The organism is Thermopolyspora sp. NPDC052614 (genome assembly GCF_040678635.1).
Taxonomy (GTDB): Bacteria; Actinomycetota; Actinomycetes; order Streptosporangiales; family Streptosporangiaceae; genus Thermopolyspora.
In genome coordinates, this window is sequence record NZ_JBFATZ010000004.1 from 223,451 (window position 1) to 240,919 (window position 17,469).

Here is a 17,469-nt window from a genome sequence, read left to right on the forward strand (position 1 = left end):
CAGATGGCCGTTTACGGGATCGACCTTGGCACCACGTACTCCTGCATCGCCTATGTGGACGATGTCGGCCGGCCCACGGTGCTGCGCAATCAGGAGGGGACCGACACCACCCCCTCGGTGGTGTTCTTCGAGTCGCCCGACAACGTGATCGTGGGGGCCACGGCCAAGGACAGCGCCGTGCTCGAACCGGATCTCGTGGTCAGCCGGATCAAGCGCGACATGGGGCACGACGTGCCGCACAGCATGCACGGCCGTGACTACTCCCCAGAGGAGATCTCCGCGCTCATCCTGCGCAAGCTGGCCGAGGACGCCAAGGTGACCACCGGCGACGAGGTCCAGGACGTCGTGATCACCGTACCGGCGTACTTCGGCGCGGCGGAGCGGGAGGCGACGCGCCGGGCCGGGCTGATCGCCGGGCTGAACGTGATCGACATCATCTCCGAGCCCATCGCCGCCGCGATCACCTACGGCGTGCTCAACCCGGGCGAGGACCACACGATCCTCGTCTACGACCTGGGCGGCGGAACCTTCGACACCACGGTGATCCGGCTGTCCGGCGGCGACATCGAGGTGGTGTGCACCGACGGCGACCACGAGCTCGGCGGCGCCGACTGGGACGATCAGCTCGCCGAGGAGCTGGCCGGGCGATTCCGGGCCGAGCACCCGGACGTCGGCGACCCGCTGGGCGACAAGCAGACCGAGCAGCAGTTGCGCCGCGACGCCGAGGATCTCAAGCGCACCCTGTCGGCGCGTACCCAGCATGTGGTGCGCGTCATGCACGAGGGCCGCGTCGCCAAGGTCGAGATGACCCGGGAGGGCTTCGAGGAGCTCACCCGCAACCTGCTCGACCGCACCATCGAGATCACCCGGCGCACGATCGAGACCGCCCGGTCCAAGGGCGCCACCGAATTCGACCATCTGGTGCTTGTGGGCGGCTCCACCAAGATGCCGGCCGTCCAGGAGGCGCTGCGCGAGGAGTTCGGGCTCACGCCGCGCGTGCACGACCCGGACCTGGCGGTCGCCAAGGGCGCGGCCCTGTACGCGTTCGAGGAGGTCTACCGGCGGCTGCTGCGGTCGGGCGAGGAGGGCAGGGCCGAGGACCTAGCCGCGCAGGCCGGCCTGACCGCCGACCAGCGCGAGCAGATCGCGGGACGCACGATCAGGACGGTCGCCTCACGGTCGTTCGGCATCGTCATCACCGACAAGCACACCCGCCGCCGCTCGGTGTCGCACCTGGTGCACGTGGACGACCCGCTGCCCGCCTCGGTCACCAAGGACTTCTACACCCTCGACGACAACCAGTCGGGCGTGGACATCGAGGTCATGGAGCAGGCCGGCAGCGTGGAGTCCGAGGAGATGGAGGACAACGAGAAGATCGCCGAGGGCATGCTGCGCATCCCGCCCGGCAAGCCGGAGGGCTGGCCGTTCGAGGTCACCTACGCGCTGGACACCTCCGGCCTGCTCAGGGTCACCGCGCGGGAGCACGAGTCGGGCGAGATGCTGGAGCTGGAGATCCAGATCGGCGGCATGTCCGAGGAGGAGGTCGCCCGCTCACGCAGGGCTCTCTCCCAGGTCCAGGTCAGTTAGCCGGGAGGCGGGGGCGTCGGCGTGGGCGAGCGGTTCGACGAGCGGCGGTACGTCCAGGAGGTGCTGGAGCCCGCCCGGGAGGCGGACAACACGCCCCCGGCGGACCTGCGCGTCCGCTACGCGCTGCGCGAACCGCTGCGGCCCGCCGAGGTGACCGAGACCGTCCGCCTGGTGCGGCAGTGCTGGCGCCGCCATCGGGGCATGCTCAAGTTCAAGCGCCTGATCAATCGCCTGGAGGCCGACCACGCCCGGCTCGCCCCGGTTTTCGCCGCCGCAGCCGACGACGACCTGGGGCCTCTGCGGAAGGCGCTCCGCGAGGCGGGCAGGCAGGCCGACGCCAGGCTGGCGGACGCGCGCAGGCGGCTCGACGACGCCGCCGGGCGGCTGCGTCTGATGGCCCCCGAGGTGCTGTCCTCCGTCGTCGCCTCGACGGGCGTCGGCCGTGCCGAGGCCGAACGGCTCGTCGCCGAGTTGTCCATCGAGGTGCGCGAGCCCGACGAACTGCCCGCAGTCTCGCCCTATCCGGGCTACGGCCGGGCCAGGGATGCGCTCGACACCCTCGGTGCCCGGCATCTGGCCCACTTCGCCTACGGGGACCGTTGCGCCGGTATGCGCGTGCTCGACCGCTTCCGCGTACCGGGCGGCGAACCCCTGGCCCATGCCCTCGACGGCACCGCCGCCGAATGGGCCAGACGACCCCGCGGCCCCTCGACGACGAGCGCCGACACCGTGCTCGCCGCCCTGCGCGCCGCCCCGGATCCGGCCGCCCTGATCCGCTACGACATCGTGACGCGGCTGCGGGAGCGGGCCCCTGAGCACCCCTACGACGACACCCTGCTCCGCCACGCCGTCGAGGACCTGGACCTGGCCCCCAGCGACGCCCGCAGACTGATCTTCGCGCTGCGCATGGAACGAGGCGTGGCGGGCGGCGGCGTCACGGCACGCCTGCGCGACCTCCTCGACGCCGGCGAGATCCAGGCGGCCGTCGCCTTCGCCGACGCCCTCGACGCGAACGCCCTGACCGGCGACGCCGCGTCACTCATCGCCGAGGCCCGTGCCCGGCTGACCACGGCCGAACGCCTACGCGACCTGGCCCTGTCCGCCGAAGACCCCGACCAGGCCTGGCTGGCCCTGGAGGACGCCCTGCGCCAGGTCCCCGACCTGCCCGGCGCCCACGACATCCTGTCCCGCCTGGCCCCCAAACCGATCCAGGACCTCCGCGTAGAGATCCTCGCTCCGGCTCCTCCCTCGCCCCACCGCCCCACCGAAGCCACGCCGTCGCACGCCACCTCCCCACACAACGACCCCAGACACCAACCAAAACGCGACCCGAACACACCACCACGACACACCGACCCCCACCCCCACCAACCCACAGACCACTCCCCACCCCACACCGAGCTCGTTTTGTCGGGTGACGGGTTCGAGGATCCGCAGACGAGGGGGTCCGGGCAGCGCGTGAGACTGGACCGGGAGGTCGTCGTTGTGTCGTGGCGTCCGGGGTCGAAGGCCGGAGAGATCGTTTATAGCGTCACAAGGAATGGTGAGCCGCTGGCCACGACCACCCGTACGCGGGTGTGGGACGAGGACCCGCCGGTCAACTCCCCTCTCGTCTACCGGGTGACGGCGCGGCGCGGGGAGGCGGCGGCGGTGGCGGTGGCGGCCGAACCGGTCATGGTGCGTCCCGAGCCCCGTGACATCCGACTGCTGGCGGGCGATGGCGTCGTGACGGGGCGGTGGTCGCTGCCGGAGGGGGCCTCTCGGATCGTGGTGCGCAGGGACGGCATGCCGGTGGAGTGCGGCGTGGCGGGCTTCCAGGATCGGTCTGTCACCAACGGCACCGGCTACACCTACCTCGTCTCCGCCGCGTACCCGGATCTGGGCGGAGAAACGATCACGCCGGGTGTGCGATGGCACGTAACGCCACGGGCCCGGCCGACCGCGGTGCTCGACTTCAGCCTCGAACCGGACCCGTCCATGGCCGGACGCTTCCTGATTCGATGCGCCGACCCGGCCGAGGGCCTGCTGGAGATCATGGCCATGTCGGCTCCTCCACCGTGGCGTCCCGGGACCACGCTCCCCGTCGCCGAGGTACGCCGCATGGGCCGGTCTCTGCCCGTCACGCTCACGGACGCCGGCTACGCCGTACGGCCCGGGGCGGGCGAGAGCCTGCTCCTGGCCATCACCGTGGCGGGTGACCTGGCGACCGTCGGCGCCTGCCGAGAGCACGTGTATCTGGCCGCCCCCACCCGGCTGACGGCAGCGCGGCGAGGGCCGGTGGTGTACGTGGGCTTCGAGTGGCCGCCGAACGCTCCGGAAGTGGAGATCCGCTGGAATGAGGCGGAAATGCTTGTCACTCGGGCCGCGTACCAGGCCCAGGGCGGCGTCCGACTGGATGTGCCCGAGTCCCGGGCGGTGACGATCGAGGCGGCGGCGACCGCCGTCGTCCACGGTCGCCGACTCCGCGGCGCGCCGACGCGAGTCGAACTGCCCGAACAGCTCACTGTGCGCTACTACCTGATGCGTCAGGGGGCGCCGTGGCGACGCGGCCTGGCGATCGACCTCGCCGGCGACCGCCCGCTGCGCCTTCCCTACCTGTGCCTGGTGCTCAAACCCGGCTCGCACCAGCCCAGCTCACCCGCGGACGGCCAGGTGATCGCGGAGTGGGTCGATGTCGACGTACCCACCCGTCTGACCCTGCCCGCACCGCGGCATACCCGCCCATACTGGCTGCGTTGTTTCGCCGAAGGCGACAGCGAGCTGATCGACCCACCGGTCCGGCAACTGAAAGCCGAGTAACCGGTGATCGCCACAGCCGCCGAGCGATGGACGCTTGAAACGCTTGAACCGGCGCATGCGCACGGGCACGCAGAGCCGACACCGAGCGAACCACCGCCGCGACCGGATGCCACGTCTTCCTGTGGAAGGGCAACGGCAGCAGCCCGGAGCCGCGAGTGTGAGCGGCCCGGGACCATCCGGCACCGGCCCGGGACGCGCATGCCGGAGGAACCGCAAGCACGCGGAAGACCGGCCCGGGGGACACGCGACACCGAGCCGCTACCCGCCGACAGCCCGCTGCGAAACGCGCCCAGCACCGTGCTCCTGGCGCACCTGGGGTACGTCGTCCACGGGGCAAAGGCCCGGAAAACACGCGCTCAGGGGACACAAACCCGTGGAAGGCATGCATGTGACACACAACCCCAAAGCACACCAGCCCCGAGAGCGCCCGCCCAGCGGACACAGACGCGTGGGACGCAAGCACGAAGGACACCGGCTTGGGGAGCGCGAGGCGGTGGTCGGCGTGGTGGAGGTGCGGGGTGAGGTGGCCGGAGAGGGTGATCACGTGCCCGTACTGCTTTGAGCGGGTCGCCCTGGCCGAGGTCGCGTTCCGGTGCGTGGGGCGGCAGGGGCGCGGAGGCGGGTGTGGGCCTGAGCTTGATGAGAGGCTGGCCGCCTATCTGGGTTCGACGGCGGCGGCGTCGCTGCCTCCCGTGTTCTCCACGCGGCGGCCGGGTCGCAGGGCCGTCTGCCCGCGCTGTGACCGATCGACCGGATGGCGGGTGTGCCCGCGGTGTCATAACCGACTGCCCGCCGAGTACTGTGCCAACCCCGGGCGCATCGTCGCGTTGGTCGGAGCCAAGGGTTCGGGCAAGAGCACCTACATCGCCGTTCTCCTGCATGAGCTCATGCACCGTGTGGGTGCCGAACTGGACGCCAGCCTGGTCGCATGCGACGACCGCACGATCGCCCGCTACAAGCAGGACTTCGCGCTCCCGCTGTACGGGCGGAGCAGGCTGCTGAGCGCCACCCAGTCGGCCGCGACCGACCCGCGCGATCCGCTCGTCTACCTGCTCACGCGCACGATCCGGGGCCGCTTGCGCACCACGACCGCGTCGCTGACCCTGGTCCTGTTCGACACCGCAGGCGAGGATCTGCGCAGCAGGCAGATGAGCGAGTTGCACCTGCGCTATCTGGAGGCGGCCGACGCGATCGTGTTCCTGGTCGATCCGCTCGACCTGGTCGGGGCGCAGTCCTCCCTCAGCGGCGCGGCACGCGCCCTGTCCTCGGCAAACCAGGGCGATCCGGACAGCGACCCCATCAATGTGATCAGCCGGGTCACCGAGCGCCTGCGGAGCGAGGATTCCGGCCGCAGGATCGGCGTCCCGGTGGCCGTCGCCCTCAGCAAGATCGACGCGCTGCTGCCCGCGCTGGAGCGCCAGTCCCCTTTGCACCGCGCACGCACACCCACCGGCACCCTCGACCTCGACGACCGAGAGGCCGTACATGAGCAAGTGCGGGCCCTGCTAGAGGAATGGCAGGCGGGAATGATCGACCGTTACCTGTCACAGAACTACACCGACTACGCGTTTTTCGCCCTCTCCGCCCTCGGCGGCATCCCGGAAACCGACAAGGTAGGCCCCGGCGGCATCCGCCCCTACCGGGTCGAAGACCCCCTCCTGTGGCTCCTGTACCGCTTCGGCATGCTCAAAGGCACCCGGAGGACGCGATGACGACAGCCTCGGCGTCGACTTCTACCGCAGGTGAACCATGGCGCGGCAGTTCCTGCACACCTCGACGAAGCCCGGTCCACACCGGCCACCAGACACTCAGGCACCCCGAAAACCCGATCACGACAACCCCGGCATCCGCCCCAACCACGGATAAGCCGCGACGTGACAACTCCAACACACCCCAACAGAGCCCGGTCCACACCGGCCACCAGATGCTTGGGCACTCCAAGGACGCGATCACGACAGCCCCGGCACCCGCTCCGACCACAGGTAAGCCGCAGCGTGACAGCTCAAGCACACCTCGACGGAATCCAGGCCCCACGAGCCACCAGTCATTCAGGCACTCCGAGGACGCGATGACGACAGCGTCGGCGTCGGCTGCTGCTGGGAGGTGAGCCGTGGCGTGGCAGTTGCAGTACACCTCGGCGGAGTCCGGGCCGACCGGACGGGCGGGCTTCCAGTTCACCGCCGAGACCCCCGGCCTGCCTGCGGGGACGCATGCCCGCGCCGGACTCTACCTCGGCTACAAACCGCCGCCCGGCGCGACGATCACGCCGACACCCGAGCAGGCGCGGGCGTTTCCGGTGGCGCTGGCGTACGGGCCGCTGGACGACGGGCTCCGCGTGTTGTCGCGGTGCGTCTACTTGGGCCAGGACTATTCGGGACGGTACGGCAACTTCCTCGGGCATGCCCTGATCGTCACGCCCGCCGAACTGGCCGGTCTGCGCCCGGTGGAGTTCTGGGGCGCCGAGATCTGGGCGGACTCTCCCGCCCCACCCGGTACGGCCCTGCCCGAGCCGGGCGAGCTCGTCCCCGGACGCCTCGCCGACCCCGAGTCCCTGGGCGAATGGCTCGTGGCGGGCGGCGACGCCGCGTACATGCGGCTCGGCGTCCTGCTCGATGTCGTACGGCACACGCTCGACCGGGGACACGGGCGGCTCATCCTGGTGGCCGAGCACCTCGACGGCATCGAGGACATCGTGCGATGGATCGCCGTGATCTCCTACTCCCTGCCGTGGCCCTCGGCCGACCGGCTGTCCTTCATCACCTACAGCGGCGACCCGGTCAACGCGGCCCAGATCATCGTCGGTACCACCCCGGACGTGTGGATCCCGGCCGAGATCGACGCGACGGTGGTGCGGCTCGCCGACCCCCCGGACAGCGCCTCGGGGGCCGCCGGGGGCCAATCGACGTTCACCCGCTTCACCCGGACCATCGTCTCCTGCTGGAGATCGATGGACCTGGCCGCCATCGACGCGATCGCCGAACTGTGTGACACGGCCGGGCGAGCGGCCGGCCCGGAGGCCGCAGCGGCGTTGCTCGCCCTGTGCCGGGGCGATGAGACGGTGACGCCCCGGGAGCAGGCGGCCGTCGCGAGCCTGCTGACCGGGAGGCGGCCCGACTGGGTGTGGCGGGATCTCGGCGGCGCCGTCGACCGCATGGGCTTCGAACTGGCGTCAGCGGTCGCCGCCACGGCCCCGGACGGTCTGGCCAAGCGGTGCGCGGCGCGCTGCGTCGTGCTGGCCCTGGGCGACCGCGACCTCCCACCGCCCGCCCGCGCCCTGCCCCCGGGCGCCCGGGAGTGGCTGGCACCCGCCGTGGCCGAGGCGCTGGCCGCTGCGCGTGACCTGCACGGGCTGTCGCATGTGATCCGCGTGGCCCGCTCGGCGGGCATCGCCGTGCCGTACTCAGAGGTGGAGCGGGCCGTGCGCGCCCTGGTGGGCACGGGCGCGGCCGGTCTGCGCGCGGCGATCGACGCCACACCCCGCGAGGCCCGCGACACCTTGATCACCGCGGTGGTGGACGGCCTGGAGTCGGCGACGCCCGAGGTCCGCGAGAGCGTGCTCGCCGACGACGTGGTGTGGGCGCTGCTCTCCCCCGGCGAATGGCCGCACGCACCCCGCACGACGGCGTCGCTCCTGCTGACGGGCGTCCGCCGTGGACGGCTGTCCCGGGTCGAGGCCACCGCGCTCCTGATGTCCCTCCCCCGGCGCGCGGACCACGACGACGCCGACGACGCGGACTACGACGCCGACGTGCCCGACCGCGCACTGCGGACGCTCTGGCGCGTCCCTCCGTCCCCAGACGAGTGCACCGCCCTGGTGGAACGACTCGGCCCCCGCATCGGCTCCTCCAGCACGCTGAGCGACCTGCCGACCCGCGCCTACCTCGCCGTCGGTCCCGACCAGCAGGAGGCGGTACGGCTGGCGCGCCTAGTGGCGGACGAGGTGCCCGGATACGCCGCGAAGGACGCCGAGGCGGTTCTGATCATCGTACGCACCGCCGGTGCGGACACCCCTGTGCGCGCCGCCGCACATCTCGACAGGCTCACCGAGTTGACGCCCGAGGTGGACCAGACCCTCCACGCCAGGATCAGAACGGCGCTCGCCACCGCCCTGGCACGGCGGTCCCCCATGTACCGCGCCGCCCTGCTTGAGAGCACGAGCGAACACACCGCCGGATGGCTCACCGGCGAATGGCTGCGCCGCCCACGCCCGAACCGAGACGAGCAACTCGCGCTCCTCGAAATCGCCATCCGCCTGCGCCGAACCGGAAAAATCATCTCGAATCTGGATGCTTGGGCCCGAGAACGGGCCAATGCCTGGTCCCTATTCGGCTCGGTCGACTCCCGCTTCAAGCACGACGCCGAACTCTCCGCCGGCCTCGACGAACTCAAGAACCCTCGCCCCTCCACCGCGTTCCGCTGGGGCCGAAAGCCTCGCGACTCCGCACGGCCCGACACCGGGGAGACGGCCAAGGGAGGAGAAGGCTGATGCCCCCGGCCACACTCCTCCCAACCCACCGACCCCACCGCCGACCTGCGCAAACCCAAAGACCCACACCCCGGCAAGTTCCGCCACCACGAAAGGACGCGCAGGCCGACACCGGAAGCGGCGCGAGAGGAGAAGGCTGATGTGGCTGGCCGTGATCCTCGGAATTGGGTTGGTGCTTGCCTGCCTGTATCTCGGTTTCCGTGTGGTCGCTCCAGTCCTTTTCCCGGTCACGGTGATCGCCGCTGTGATCGCCGCCGTCGGCGTCTACTTCTACGACGCCGGCCGGGTTCTGCTTCCCGCCACCGCAGCGGGGGGATCGCCCGTGACCGCCGAGCAGGAGGATCCGGGCCGCGATCCCGCGTACCGGCACTATCTGATCAGGCAGGTGTGGCGTGACTGGCACGCGGTGCTGCGGGCCGCGGTGCCGAAGATCGTGCATTTCGCCCAGGTCATGCTGGCGGCGGTCACGCGGGCGTTGCTGTTGGGGTGGCAGGGACTGTTCCTGTTTCCGGTGTGGCTGGCCCTGGCCGGGGGGATCGTGCTGGCCGCGGTGCCGCTCGCGGTTGTGGGTGTGGTGCTCGCCGCCGTGCATCTGGTGATCGTCGGGGTCGGGCTCTCGGCGTGGCTGCTGTGTTTGCTCGTGCTGCGTGGCGTCGAGCATCTGTTCCTGCTGACCCGCCGCATTCTGCAGGCGTGCCCGCATGAGGGCTGCTACGCGCGGCTGGCGCTGCCCGTGTACGCCTGCCCGGACTGCGGGGCGCGGCATCGCCGCCTCACGCCCAACCTGGACGGCGCGGCCCGCCATGTGTGCCGTTGCGGGGCCCGGCTGCCGACGACCGTGCCGCTGGGCCGCTACCGGCTCCAGGCGTACTGCCCCGACTGCGCGCGCCCGCTGCCGCACCGCATCGGCCGGGCGCGGGTGGAGTCGCTGCCGTTCGTCGGGGGCCCGGATGCGGGCAAGACGACCTTCATGGTGCTGGCGATCAACGCGATCTCCGGCGCGGTCGAGGCGGCGGGCGGGCGGGCCAGCTTCACCGTGCGGGGGGACGAGATCGCCTTTCGGCGGCTCGGGTCGGAGCTGAGCGCGGGCAGCGTGTCCAAGACCGGTACGGCACTGCCGACCGCGACCATGCTCGATGTCACGTTGCCCGTTCCGATGCCCCGGAACGGCAACCGCATCCTCTACCTGTTCGATCCCTCCGGGGAGCACTACACCGGCGCGAGCCGCGTCGAGGCGATGGGCTACCTGGCGCACGGCGAGGCCCTGCTGCTGATCATCGACCCGTTCGCGCTGCCTGCGGTGCAGGAGGGGCTGTCCGCCGACGAGCGGCGCGTGCTTGAGGAGAAGGGCGTGGTGTTCTCGCCGGAGGATCCGGCCGACACCTTTCAGCGCGTACGCAACGAGTTGGCCGCCCGTGCCGACGGGGGCCGGCAGGAGCGTGTGGCGGTGGTTGTCACCAAGGCCGACCTCCTGCGCGGCACCCGCGTGGGCGCGGGGGTCGATGACCTGCCCGCCTGGTTCGCCAACGTCGGCCTCGGCAACATGGTCCGCGACCTGACCAGGACGGCCGGCGAGGTGCGCTACCTGGCCTCGGGCCTGCCCGCCGACCTCGCCGCCGTGGCCGCGCTGCTGGGCTGGCTGACCGGGCTCCCCCTCAACGGTGCCGCCCGGTCGGCCGCGGAGGCCGCGGACGGCGCCGATCTGTCCGCCGAGGACCCTCGGCGCCCGTGGACGCCGAGCAGACGCGACCCGCGTCTGGTCCCCCTCGGCTATTTGATCGCCCGATGGGCGATCTTCATCTCGACGATCCTGTTGTCGCTCGCCGCCCTGGCCCTGCTCCTCGCCGCGAGCGCCGCCGCGCTTCTCGGCGTTCTGCCTTGACCTGCCCGGCCCGCTCCTCGGGTTCTGCCGTGACCGGTCCGGCCCACCCGCACGCGCCGGTGTGGTGGCGCCGCGAGCGACCGCGACGCCGCCGCATCGGCGCCACCGCCGTGGCGCGCGGCATCAGCCCGGCATCAACCCGTTATCAACGCGGAGTGATCCAGGCGGCGCGGCATTAGCGCGGCATCGACGTGGCATCAATGTGGCATCAGCGGGGAGTGATCCAGGTGGCGCGGGCGGCGGCGATCAATGTGCCGTCGGACTCGTAGATCGCGCTGTCGCCGAAGAGCTTGCGTCCCTCGCGTCCCGTCGCCCTGGCGACGATCGAATAGGTGCCGCCGGGGTGGACGCGGCCGAAGATCTGGCCGGTCAGGCGGCCCAGCAGGGCGTACTGGCCCGGCTTGAAATGGGCCCAGCCGGTGGGGCAGTCGAGTGCGGCCCACAGCACGGCGTCGGGCACTTCGCCGTCGTCGCCGGCGACCGCCACCGGCACCCGCCAACCCGCGGCGACGATACCGTCGCGCACCGGGCCGGGGAACACGCGCAGCCCGTCGCCCGGCGGGCGCACGCCGCAGACGAAGCAACCGGGGAAGGGGTGCTCGGACAGCCCTGCGAAGCCGGACTCCGCGCGGGCGGCCTCGGGGAACGGCACGAACGGCGGCGGCGTGAGCGTCTCCGCGACCGGGATGGCCTCGACGAGTTGCTCGCCCTTCTTGGTGAGGGCGACCGTGTTGGCCATCTGGCCGAGGTCGAGCTCGGTCTCCAGCGGGACCGGACGATGGAGGGTGACCTCCACCGGGGAGTCGTGCCCGGCCCCCGCCAGCATGCTCGCCAGCGTGCCTGCCACCCAGCCGCCGTTGGCCGTGGTGTCAGGGCCCCGGAACCGCTCCGGGACGGTCAGCACGGTCTGCACTCCCGCAGCCGTCGTCATACTTGTCCTCCTAAGCCCTGCCATAGGACGAAAAATCCGAAAAGGTGATAGGGAATAGATCTACTTTACCTGGGCTAAGTCGATCACGATCTAACCAGGATGCCATGACGCGACCGTTAGTCGCGCGTAACGCAGCGATTACCATCCCGCCCAACCCGCCAGGATGTCGGCAAGCACCCACCTTGTCCGCAAACTTCGACACAAGAGCTGAGCCGGTCGCCGTCGCCGGCGCGGGCATCAGGTACCACGACGGGACCGGACCGCGACCGGGGAAGTTCCCCGCGGTGATCACGGCGGCGATGCCCACCGGGGACGCGGAAGGTGAACAGGTTCTTGTCCGGCATCTCCGACGGGACCGATGGCCGTACAGGCGGCGGCCCTCGCCCAGGAAGAAGTCGCAGGTGTCGATGATCTCCAGCGCCTCGCCGAGCGCCTCGGCGTACGGCTTGCCGATCTGCCGGGTCGTACCGGCCGTTGAGGACGGGAGCAGGCTGTTTGCTTCACTTCATTCACGGCGATGGACGACGGGGGGCCGCGTCGCGACAGCCTGAGATGCGACACGGCCCGCGCCGGGTGCCGGGTGGAACGCCGTTCGGCAGGTTCACCAGGGACGACAGCGACGAAGCGGTACAGTTTGCCACTAGGCGGCGAAGTGGGCGTGTCCCCTAGAATTTCGCGTCTGCGGTGCCTGTGGAAAGGACACGTCCATGCCCGAGTCCCCCTTCGACGCCCTGCTCTCCCGGGTAAGGCAGATCGACGGCTTCCTGCTCGGGTGCATCATCGACGCCGCCACAGGCATGGTGCTGGGCTCGGCGCAGGATCGTGACGAGTTGCGTCTGCCGGTCGCGGCGGCGGGCGCGGCCGATGTGGCCAACGTGGTCTCGCTCATGGCCGGTGGACTGGCGGCGAACGGCGGCCTCGAAGACGTGATCATCACGATGAGTGGGCACTACCACCTGATCCGGCAGTTCAGCCCGGCTCCCAAACTGCAGTTCCTGCTCCTGGTGGTGCTGGACCGGTCGCAGGCGAATCTGGCGATGGCGTTGCGTGAGCTGCGTGACTTCGACATCTCCTTCGACATGGGCTCCGGCATGGGCCCCAACGCAGGCCCCAACATAGGCTCCGACGCGAACGTCGCCGGCCGGGCCGGTGCGGCGCTGCCCGGCAGCCACCAGGGCGTATGACGCCGAACGAAGAGGAACCGCCGTGTACTTCCACAGGGAACCGCTCGTCGTACGGCTGAGCAAGCTCGCCGACTCCGGACAGACAGGCGTGCTGCGCCTGCCCGGCGAGTACGGCGGGGCCATCCATCTCAGCGAGGGCGACGTCGTCTACGCCGAGTCCAGGCGCACGCCCGGTCCGGGCAGATGGTTCGCGCAGTTGCAGCCGCCGGATCAGCCGAACGCCCCCGCGCCGCCGGTCGGGCCCGTCCCTCCCGGTGGCATGGCGGGCAACGGACTGGCGTGGAGCTTCGCGGTCCGGGAGGCGACCATCGACGCCGCGCTCGAACTGTTGTCCAGCAGGCCCCGCTACTCGCTGCGGCAGCGCTTCCGCGAGTCGGGTCCGCCGGTGGTGGACGGCGCCGGCGCCATGCCCTTCACCGCGCTGCTCGTCGAGGTGGGGCGGCGTCAGGAGCTCGTGAAGCAGATGGCCACGGCCGCCACGCCCCTCACCGCCGACACGCCGGTCGTACGCAACCCGGACCTGCACGCCCCCCGCCTGCAGGTGTCGACCCTGCAGTGGGCGCTGCTCATCCGGGTGAACCGACCCACCACGCCGCGGGAGCTGGCCTGGGAGGTCGGCAACAGCGTCTTCGCCACGACCCTGGAGGTCTTCCGGCTGATCTCCCTGAACTTCCTGCAGACCGCCAGGCGCCCCGACCCCCGGTCACTCCGCGACCAGGCGCCCCCCGAGCCGGGAGAGAACGCGCCGCATCGCACCGGGCGCCAGATGGTGTCGTTCCTCCGCGCGGTGACCCGATGATCCTCCGGCGTCCGCACCTCCTTTCGCGTCCTCTCCCCTCGCACGTTCCTTCGTACGCCGTCCGCCCGCTGGGAACGTTCTACGGATCGGGCGGCCGAGCGCGGTTCATCGCGCAGCCGCAACCGCTCGGCCGCGGTGCGACGGCGACCACGACAACGTTGATCATGCATGGGATCCGCCACGGATCCGGACCTGGTGGGATGGACGAATGACGATGCCCTACACGGAGGACGCTCCCGAGGAGCGGATCCGCCAGGAGTTGCGCAGCCTGCGGGACCGGGTCGTCGGCGTGTACGGGAGCATGGTCGCCACCAGCGACGGCTTCCTGGTCGCTCACGACATCCCCCGGCTGGAGCCGACCCGGATCGCCGCCCTCGTGGCCACCACCCTCGGCCTGGCCCGCCAGGCGACCGAGACGACCGGCCGGGGGCGGTTCCGGGAGTCGGTGGCGCGCGGCAGCGAGGGCTATCTCGCGGTGTTCGCCGCGGGCGACAGCGCGGTGATCGCGGTCATCGGCACCAACGAGCTGAACATCGGCATGCTCCACTACCAGACCCGCGACCTGATCAAGCGCATCAGCGACCACCTGACCCGGTTCGACGGCGGCTGGCGGACCACCACGCTCCCGCACGGCTACTTCGGGACCTCGGGCGATCCCTTCACCGGCCGCTGACGCCGCCGAGAGGCCCGCTCCCGGCCGCCCGAGCGCACCCTGGCCGACGCCTCGACGTCGCCCCGCGTCCGTCGGCGGGCGGCGACGGGCTTCCGCCGGTCACCGGGACGGGGGGTCGTCCTCGTCGAGCTCTCTGAGCCCATCCAGCAGCCTGCGCAGGAGCTCGGGCGTCGCGGCTGCGAACGCCGTCCTGGCCGCCTACGACAGCTCTCGGGATAGGCCGACGTATCGCATGTCGGTCTGAACCCTGCCCCCATCACCGGGACGGGGGATCGTCCTCGTCGAGCTCTCTGAGCCCGTCCAGCAGCCTGCGCAGGAGCTCGGGGGTCGCGGCTGCGAACGCCGTCCTGGCCGTCTGCGACAGCTCTTGGGGTAGGCCGGCGTCTCGCATGTCGGTCTGAACCCGGTCCCAGATGGACGCGCCCGGGCGACGACGCGGCATTGGGGGCGGCGCCGGAGACGGCGTCGGGGTCGGCATGGGGGCCGGAGGGGGCGTACCCCACGGCGCGTCGGACCGCCGGGGGATCGCCGGGTGCCCGGCGTCGTCGGCGTACATGTCGTCTCGTACGTGGGGAGACGAGACATCGGGGTCCATAACGCTTCCCGACGTGGTCGGGGAGCCCGGGTGCGTGGGGGCCGCCAGGATGGGAGCGGCGGCCCAGGGGGGATCCTCGCCGGTGTCGGCCTGCTCCGGCAGCGCAGTTCTCGTCCCCGGCGGCCCCGGCACTCTCGGCGTGGTGCCGGGGGCCTGCTCGCCCTCACCCGCGCGGTCGGGTGCGAGCAGGACGAACAGGCCCTCGCGGACCAGGCCGTCGACGCTCTCGACCGTGTCGTACAGTGCGAGGCCGTTGCGCCACACCAGGTCGCGCAGGGGCGTGACCCCGTCGACGCGGGAGGCCACCAGCCACTGGTCGCGATTGAGCACGCCGTAGGGGCGGCGCAGGTCCGCACCCACGGGAAGGGCGTCGAGGGGAACGTCGACGCCCGCCATCAGCCGGGCCCGGCGCGTCATCTCCGTGCGCACCGCCTCGATCTCCAGGGCGAGCATCGATCCGGCCCATGAGCGTTCGCGCGACGCGAACCACACGCCGGTGACCGACGGCCGACCGGCCACCGGCACCGTGAGCGCCGTGATCGCGTCGAGGGAGGCCGAGCGCAGTACGGCCAGCATGTCGTCCCTGCCGACGAGGCCGCGTTCGACGAGCAGCTCGCCGAGCCCGCCGGGGGCGCGCTCCACTCGGCGCAGCGCCTGCCACTCCTCGGGCGACACCCACCGCGAGCCGACGAGCCGGGCGCCGAGGTCGGGCACTCCCGCCGCCTCGGCGAACACCAGCCGCCCGCCGTCCAGGTAGACGACGCCGCCGGGGTCGCCGTCGATGCGCAGAGCGCCCGAGGCCCTCCCTGCGGCCAAAACGTGCAACTCGTCGAGAATCCGGGTCTCGCCGCCCGTCTCCGGGCGTCCCGGGCGGGTCCCATAGTCTGCCGAGGACAAGTGACCACCAGATGTTCTCGTTCACAACCGATGCGGCCATGGCCTTCGGCCATCCCGAGTTCGGGGACGCGACTCTAGCACAGGGCCGTTACGGAGGGATCACGCGTCGTATACCGAATTAGCCTCTGTCGGTGTCGATGGCCCCATATCACTATCCGTAATTCTTTACACACAGATATCGTCTTGCTTGACTGCCGTCCACAACGCAAGACTCTGCTCCCACGGCGCGCGGCTAGCATCGTCCCTCGCACCGCCCGCCAGACCCGGCACACCAGCTCAGAAAGCTTCCAATGAACCTCACCCAAGTCGTCAGCAACGCCTTGAAGGCCTTCCGCCGCGACGTCCCCGATTACATCGGCTCGGGCGTCGTCGACATCTCGACCGGCATGCTGCTGGCGGTGGACACCGTCGACAATCACCCTCGCGAGATCCTCGACGTCGTCGCCGCCGCCACGGCCGACATCTTCCAGGGCCGGACGGTGGTGCAGATCGAGGACCTCTGGAAGCAGAACCGCGGCGTCTCCGACAACCGGCGCTACTTCAACGAAATCCTCGTCAACAGCGAGAACCTCGTCCACCTGTTCATGCGGAGCAAGAGCAACCCGGACATCGTCGCGGTCGTCATCTGCACCCGCAACGTCAACGTCGGCATGCTCTTCGCCCAGGCCCGTCGCGTCATGGCGGACCTCGACGCCCGCTGACCGCCCTTCCCCGGGCACGCGGCCCACGGTTCTCCGCCCCGGCCGCGACGCGCAGGAGGAGCTCCTCCGCCGCGTCGCCACCCCCCAACCACGGGCGGAGCCCGAAGGCATGCCCCCGGCGGGTTCTCCGATGGGACGCACGTTAACGTCACATCCTGACACCGGAGCAACCAGGAAGGGCGGTCGGCATGGGGCGGACACGCACGTACGAGTGGGCTGACCCGACGCACATCGCCGAAGCGGCGATGTCCATGAGCGGCCTGGAGTTCGTCCAGGCGTTGCGCGACGGCCGGCTTCCCGCCCCGCCGATCACCGCCACCCTCGGTTTCACTCTCGCCGAGGTCGAGGAGGGCCGCGCCGTGTTCGTCCTGGTCCCCGGCGAGGAGCACTACAACCCGATCGGCAGCGTGCACGGCGGCGTCCACGCCGCGCTCCTCGACTCCGCCGCCGGGTGCGCCATCCACTCCACGCTGCCCAAGGGCATGGCGTACACGACCCTCGACCTGTCCACCCGGTACCTGCGCCCGATCACCATGACGACCGGCCCCGTCCGGGCGATCGGCACGGTCCGCAACCGGACCCGGCGCACCGCGTTCGCCGAGGCCGAGATCCTCGACTCCGAGGACCGCATCCTGGCCCACGCGACGACCACCTGCCTGCTCTTCCCGGTGACCGGAGAACGCTGACGCTCCGGCGCGTGATCCCCCGGGCCCGGTCCCTCGCCGCCGCAGCGGCCCGAGACCGCCGACGAAGCGGGCCGTACCCGACCTTGAAGATCGAGTACGCCGACGGCTGCATGCGAGTTTCGCCGACCGCGCCGTAACAAGCCGATACCGGGCGGAGCGCATCTGTCGATCAGCGTGAACAGACTTGGCCGCGGCCTTTTCTGCGCATAAAGCGGTCAATCCGGATGCCGTGGGCGGATACGCTTGCCT

Annotated in this window: 13 protein-coding genes; 10 read left to right on the forward strand and 3 right to left on the reverse strand. The window is 71.1% G+C overall.

What is annotated here, in order from left to right; all coding sequences use genetic code 11:
* Nucleotides 1-3: 3 nt before the first annotated feature.
* The 5 genes from AB0K60_RS10615 to AB0K60_RS10635 all read left to right on the forward strand — a co-directional run bounded on the left by AB0K60_RS10615 (nt 4) and on the right by AB0K60_RS10635 (nt 10,754).
* On the forward strand, nt 4-1,587 hold the full coding sequence (locus AB0K60_RS10615) for an Hsp70 family protein (RefSeq protein ID WP_364051205.1): 1,584 nt from the start codon (nt 4-6) through the stop codon (nt 1,585-1,587).
* A 21-nt stretch (nt 1,588-1,608) separates the two neighbouring features.
* Nucleotides 1,609-4,386: a hypothetical protein gene (locus AB0K60_RS10620; RefSeq protein ID WP_364051208.1), complete on the forward strand. Its 2,778-nt coding sequence runs from the start codon at nt 1,609-1,611 to the stop codon at nt 4,384-4,386.
* A gap of 761 nt (nt 4,387-5,147) precedes the next feature.
* Nucleotides 5,148-6,098 (forward strand): hypothetical protein, encoded by a 951-nt coding sequence (locus tag AB0K60_RS10625; protein ID WP_364051210.1) that lies wholly within the window; start codon nt 5,148-5,150, stop codon nt 6,096-6,098.
* 398 nt (nt 6,099-6,496) lie between these two features.
* A complete protein-coding gene (locus AB0K60_RS10630; protein WP_364051213.1) occupies nt 6,497-8,872 on the forward strand; it encodes a hypothetical protein in 2,376 nt (791 codons plus the stop codon).
* A 232-nt stretch (nt 8,873-9,104) separates the two neighbouring features.
* Nucleotides 9,105-10,754 carry a hypothetical protein gene (locus AB0K60_RS10635; protein ID WP_364051216.1) on the forward strand — a complete coding sequence of 550 codons (1,650 nt, stop codon included), beginning with the start codon at nt 9,105-9,107 and terminating at the stop codon, nt 10,752-10,754.
* Between the two features lie 208 nt (nt 10,755-10,962).
* Here AB0K60_RS10635 and AB0K60_RS10640 read toward each other — a convergent pair whose 3' ends face one another.
* Nucleotides 10,963-11,685, reverse strand: coding sequence for a hypothetical protein (locus AB0K60_RS10640; protein WP_364051219.1), 723 nt, complete (start codon nt 11,683-11,685; stop codon nt 10,963-10,965).
* Between the two features lie 10 nt (nt 11,686-11,695).
* Nucleotides 11,696-12,175 (reverse strand): aldehyde dehydrogenase family protein, encoded by a 480-nt coding sequence (locus AB0K60_RS10645; RefSeq protein ID WP_364052081.1) that lies wholly within the window; start codon nt 12,173-12,175, stop codon nt 11,696-11,698.
* Between the two features lie 217 nt (nt 12,176-12,392).
* Here AB0K60_RS10645 and AB0K60_RS10650 point away from each other — a divergent pair, with 217 nt between their 5' ends.
* The 3 genes from AB0K60_RS10650 (at nt 12,393) to AB0K60_RS10660 (ending at nt 14,341) form a co-directional block, all read left to right on the forward strand.
* A complete protein-coding gene (locus AB0K60_RS10650; RefSeq protein ID WP_364051222.1) occupies nt 12,393-12,869 on the forward strand; it encodes a hypothetical protein in 477 nt (158 codons plus the stop codon).
* 22 nt (nt 12,870-12,891) lie between these two features.
* Nucleotides 12,892-13,668 (forward strand): hypothetical protein, encoded by a 777-nt coding sequence (locus AB0K60_RS10655; RefSeq protein ID WP_364051225.1) that lies wholly within the window; start codon nt 12,892-12,894, stop codon nt 13,666-13,668.
* Nucleotides 13,669-13,876: 208 nt separating this feature from the next.
* Nucleotides 13,877-14,341, forward strand: a complete 465-nt coding sequence (locus AB0K60_RS10660; protein ID WP_364051228.1) for a roadblock/LC7 domain-containing protein — start codon at nt 13,877-13,879, stop codon at nt 14,339-14,341.
* Between the two features lie 256 nt (nt 14,342-14,597).
* Here AB0K60_RS10660 and AB0K60_RS10665 read toward each other — a convergent pair whose 3' ends face one another.
* The gene (locus tag AB0K60_RS10665; RefSeq protein WP_364051231.1) at nt 14,598-15,833 is read right to left on the reverse strand and encodes a DUF4388 domain-containing protein; all 1,236 of its coding nucleotides are present in this window, start codon (nt 15,831-15,833) and stop codon (nt 14,598-14,600) included.
* 290 nt (nt 15,834-16,123) lie between these two features.
* On the opposite strand from AB0K60_RS10665, the gene AB0K60_RS10670 reads away from it, so the two are divergent.
* Together AB0K60_RS10670 and AB0K60_RS10675 are read left to right on the forward strand one after the other, a co-directional pair.
* On the forward strand, nt 16,124-16,534 hold the full coding sequence (locus tag AB0K60_RS10670; RefSeq protein ID WP_364051234.1) for a hypothetical protein: 411 nt from the start codon (nt 16,124-16,126) through the stop codon (nt 16,532-16,534).
* 188 nt (nt 16,535-16,722) lie between these two features.
* Nucleotides 16,723-17,220: a PaaI family thioesterase gene (locus AB0K60_RS10675; RefSeq protein ID WP_364051237.1), complete on the forward strand. Its 498-nt coding sequence runs from the start codon at nt 16,723-16,725 to the stop codon at nt 17,218-17,220.
* Nucleotides 17,221-17,469 lie beyond the last annotated feature (249 nt).

Coding starts and splice junctions, on each gene's coding strand:
- AB0K60_RS10615 (WP_364051205.1), top strand. CDS start 4: ATGGCCGTTTACGGGATCGACCTTGGCACCACGTACTCCTGCATCGCC.
- AB0K60_RS10640 (WP_364051219.1), bottom strand. CDS start 11,685: ATGACGACGGCTGCGGGAGTGCAGACCGTGCTGACCGTCCCGGAGCGG.
- AB0K60_RS10650 (WP_364051222.1), top strand. CDS start 12,393: ATGCCCGAGTCCCCCTTCGACGCCCTGCTCTCCCGGGTAAGGCAGATC.
- AB0K60_RS10660 (WP_364051228.1), top strand. CDS start 13,877: ATGACGATGCCCTACACGGAGGACGCTCCCGAGGAGCGGATCCGCCAG.
- AB0K60_RS10670 (WP_364051234.1), top strand. CDS start 16,124: ATGAACCTCACCCAAGTCGTCAGCAACGCCTTGAAGGCCTTCCGCCGC.
- AB0K60_RS10675 (WP_364051237.1), top strand. CDS start 16,723: ATGGGGCGGACACGCACGTACGAGTGGGCTGACCCGACGCACATCGCC.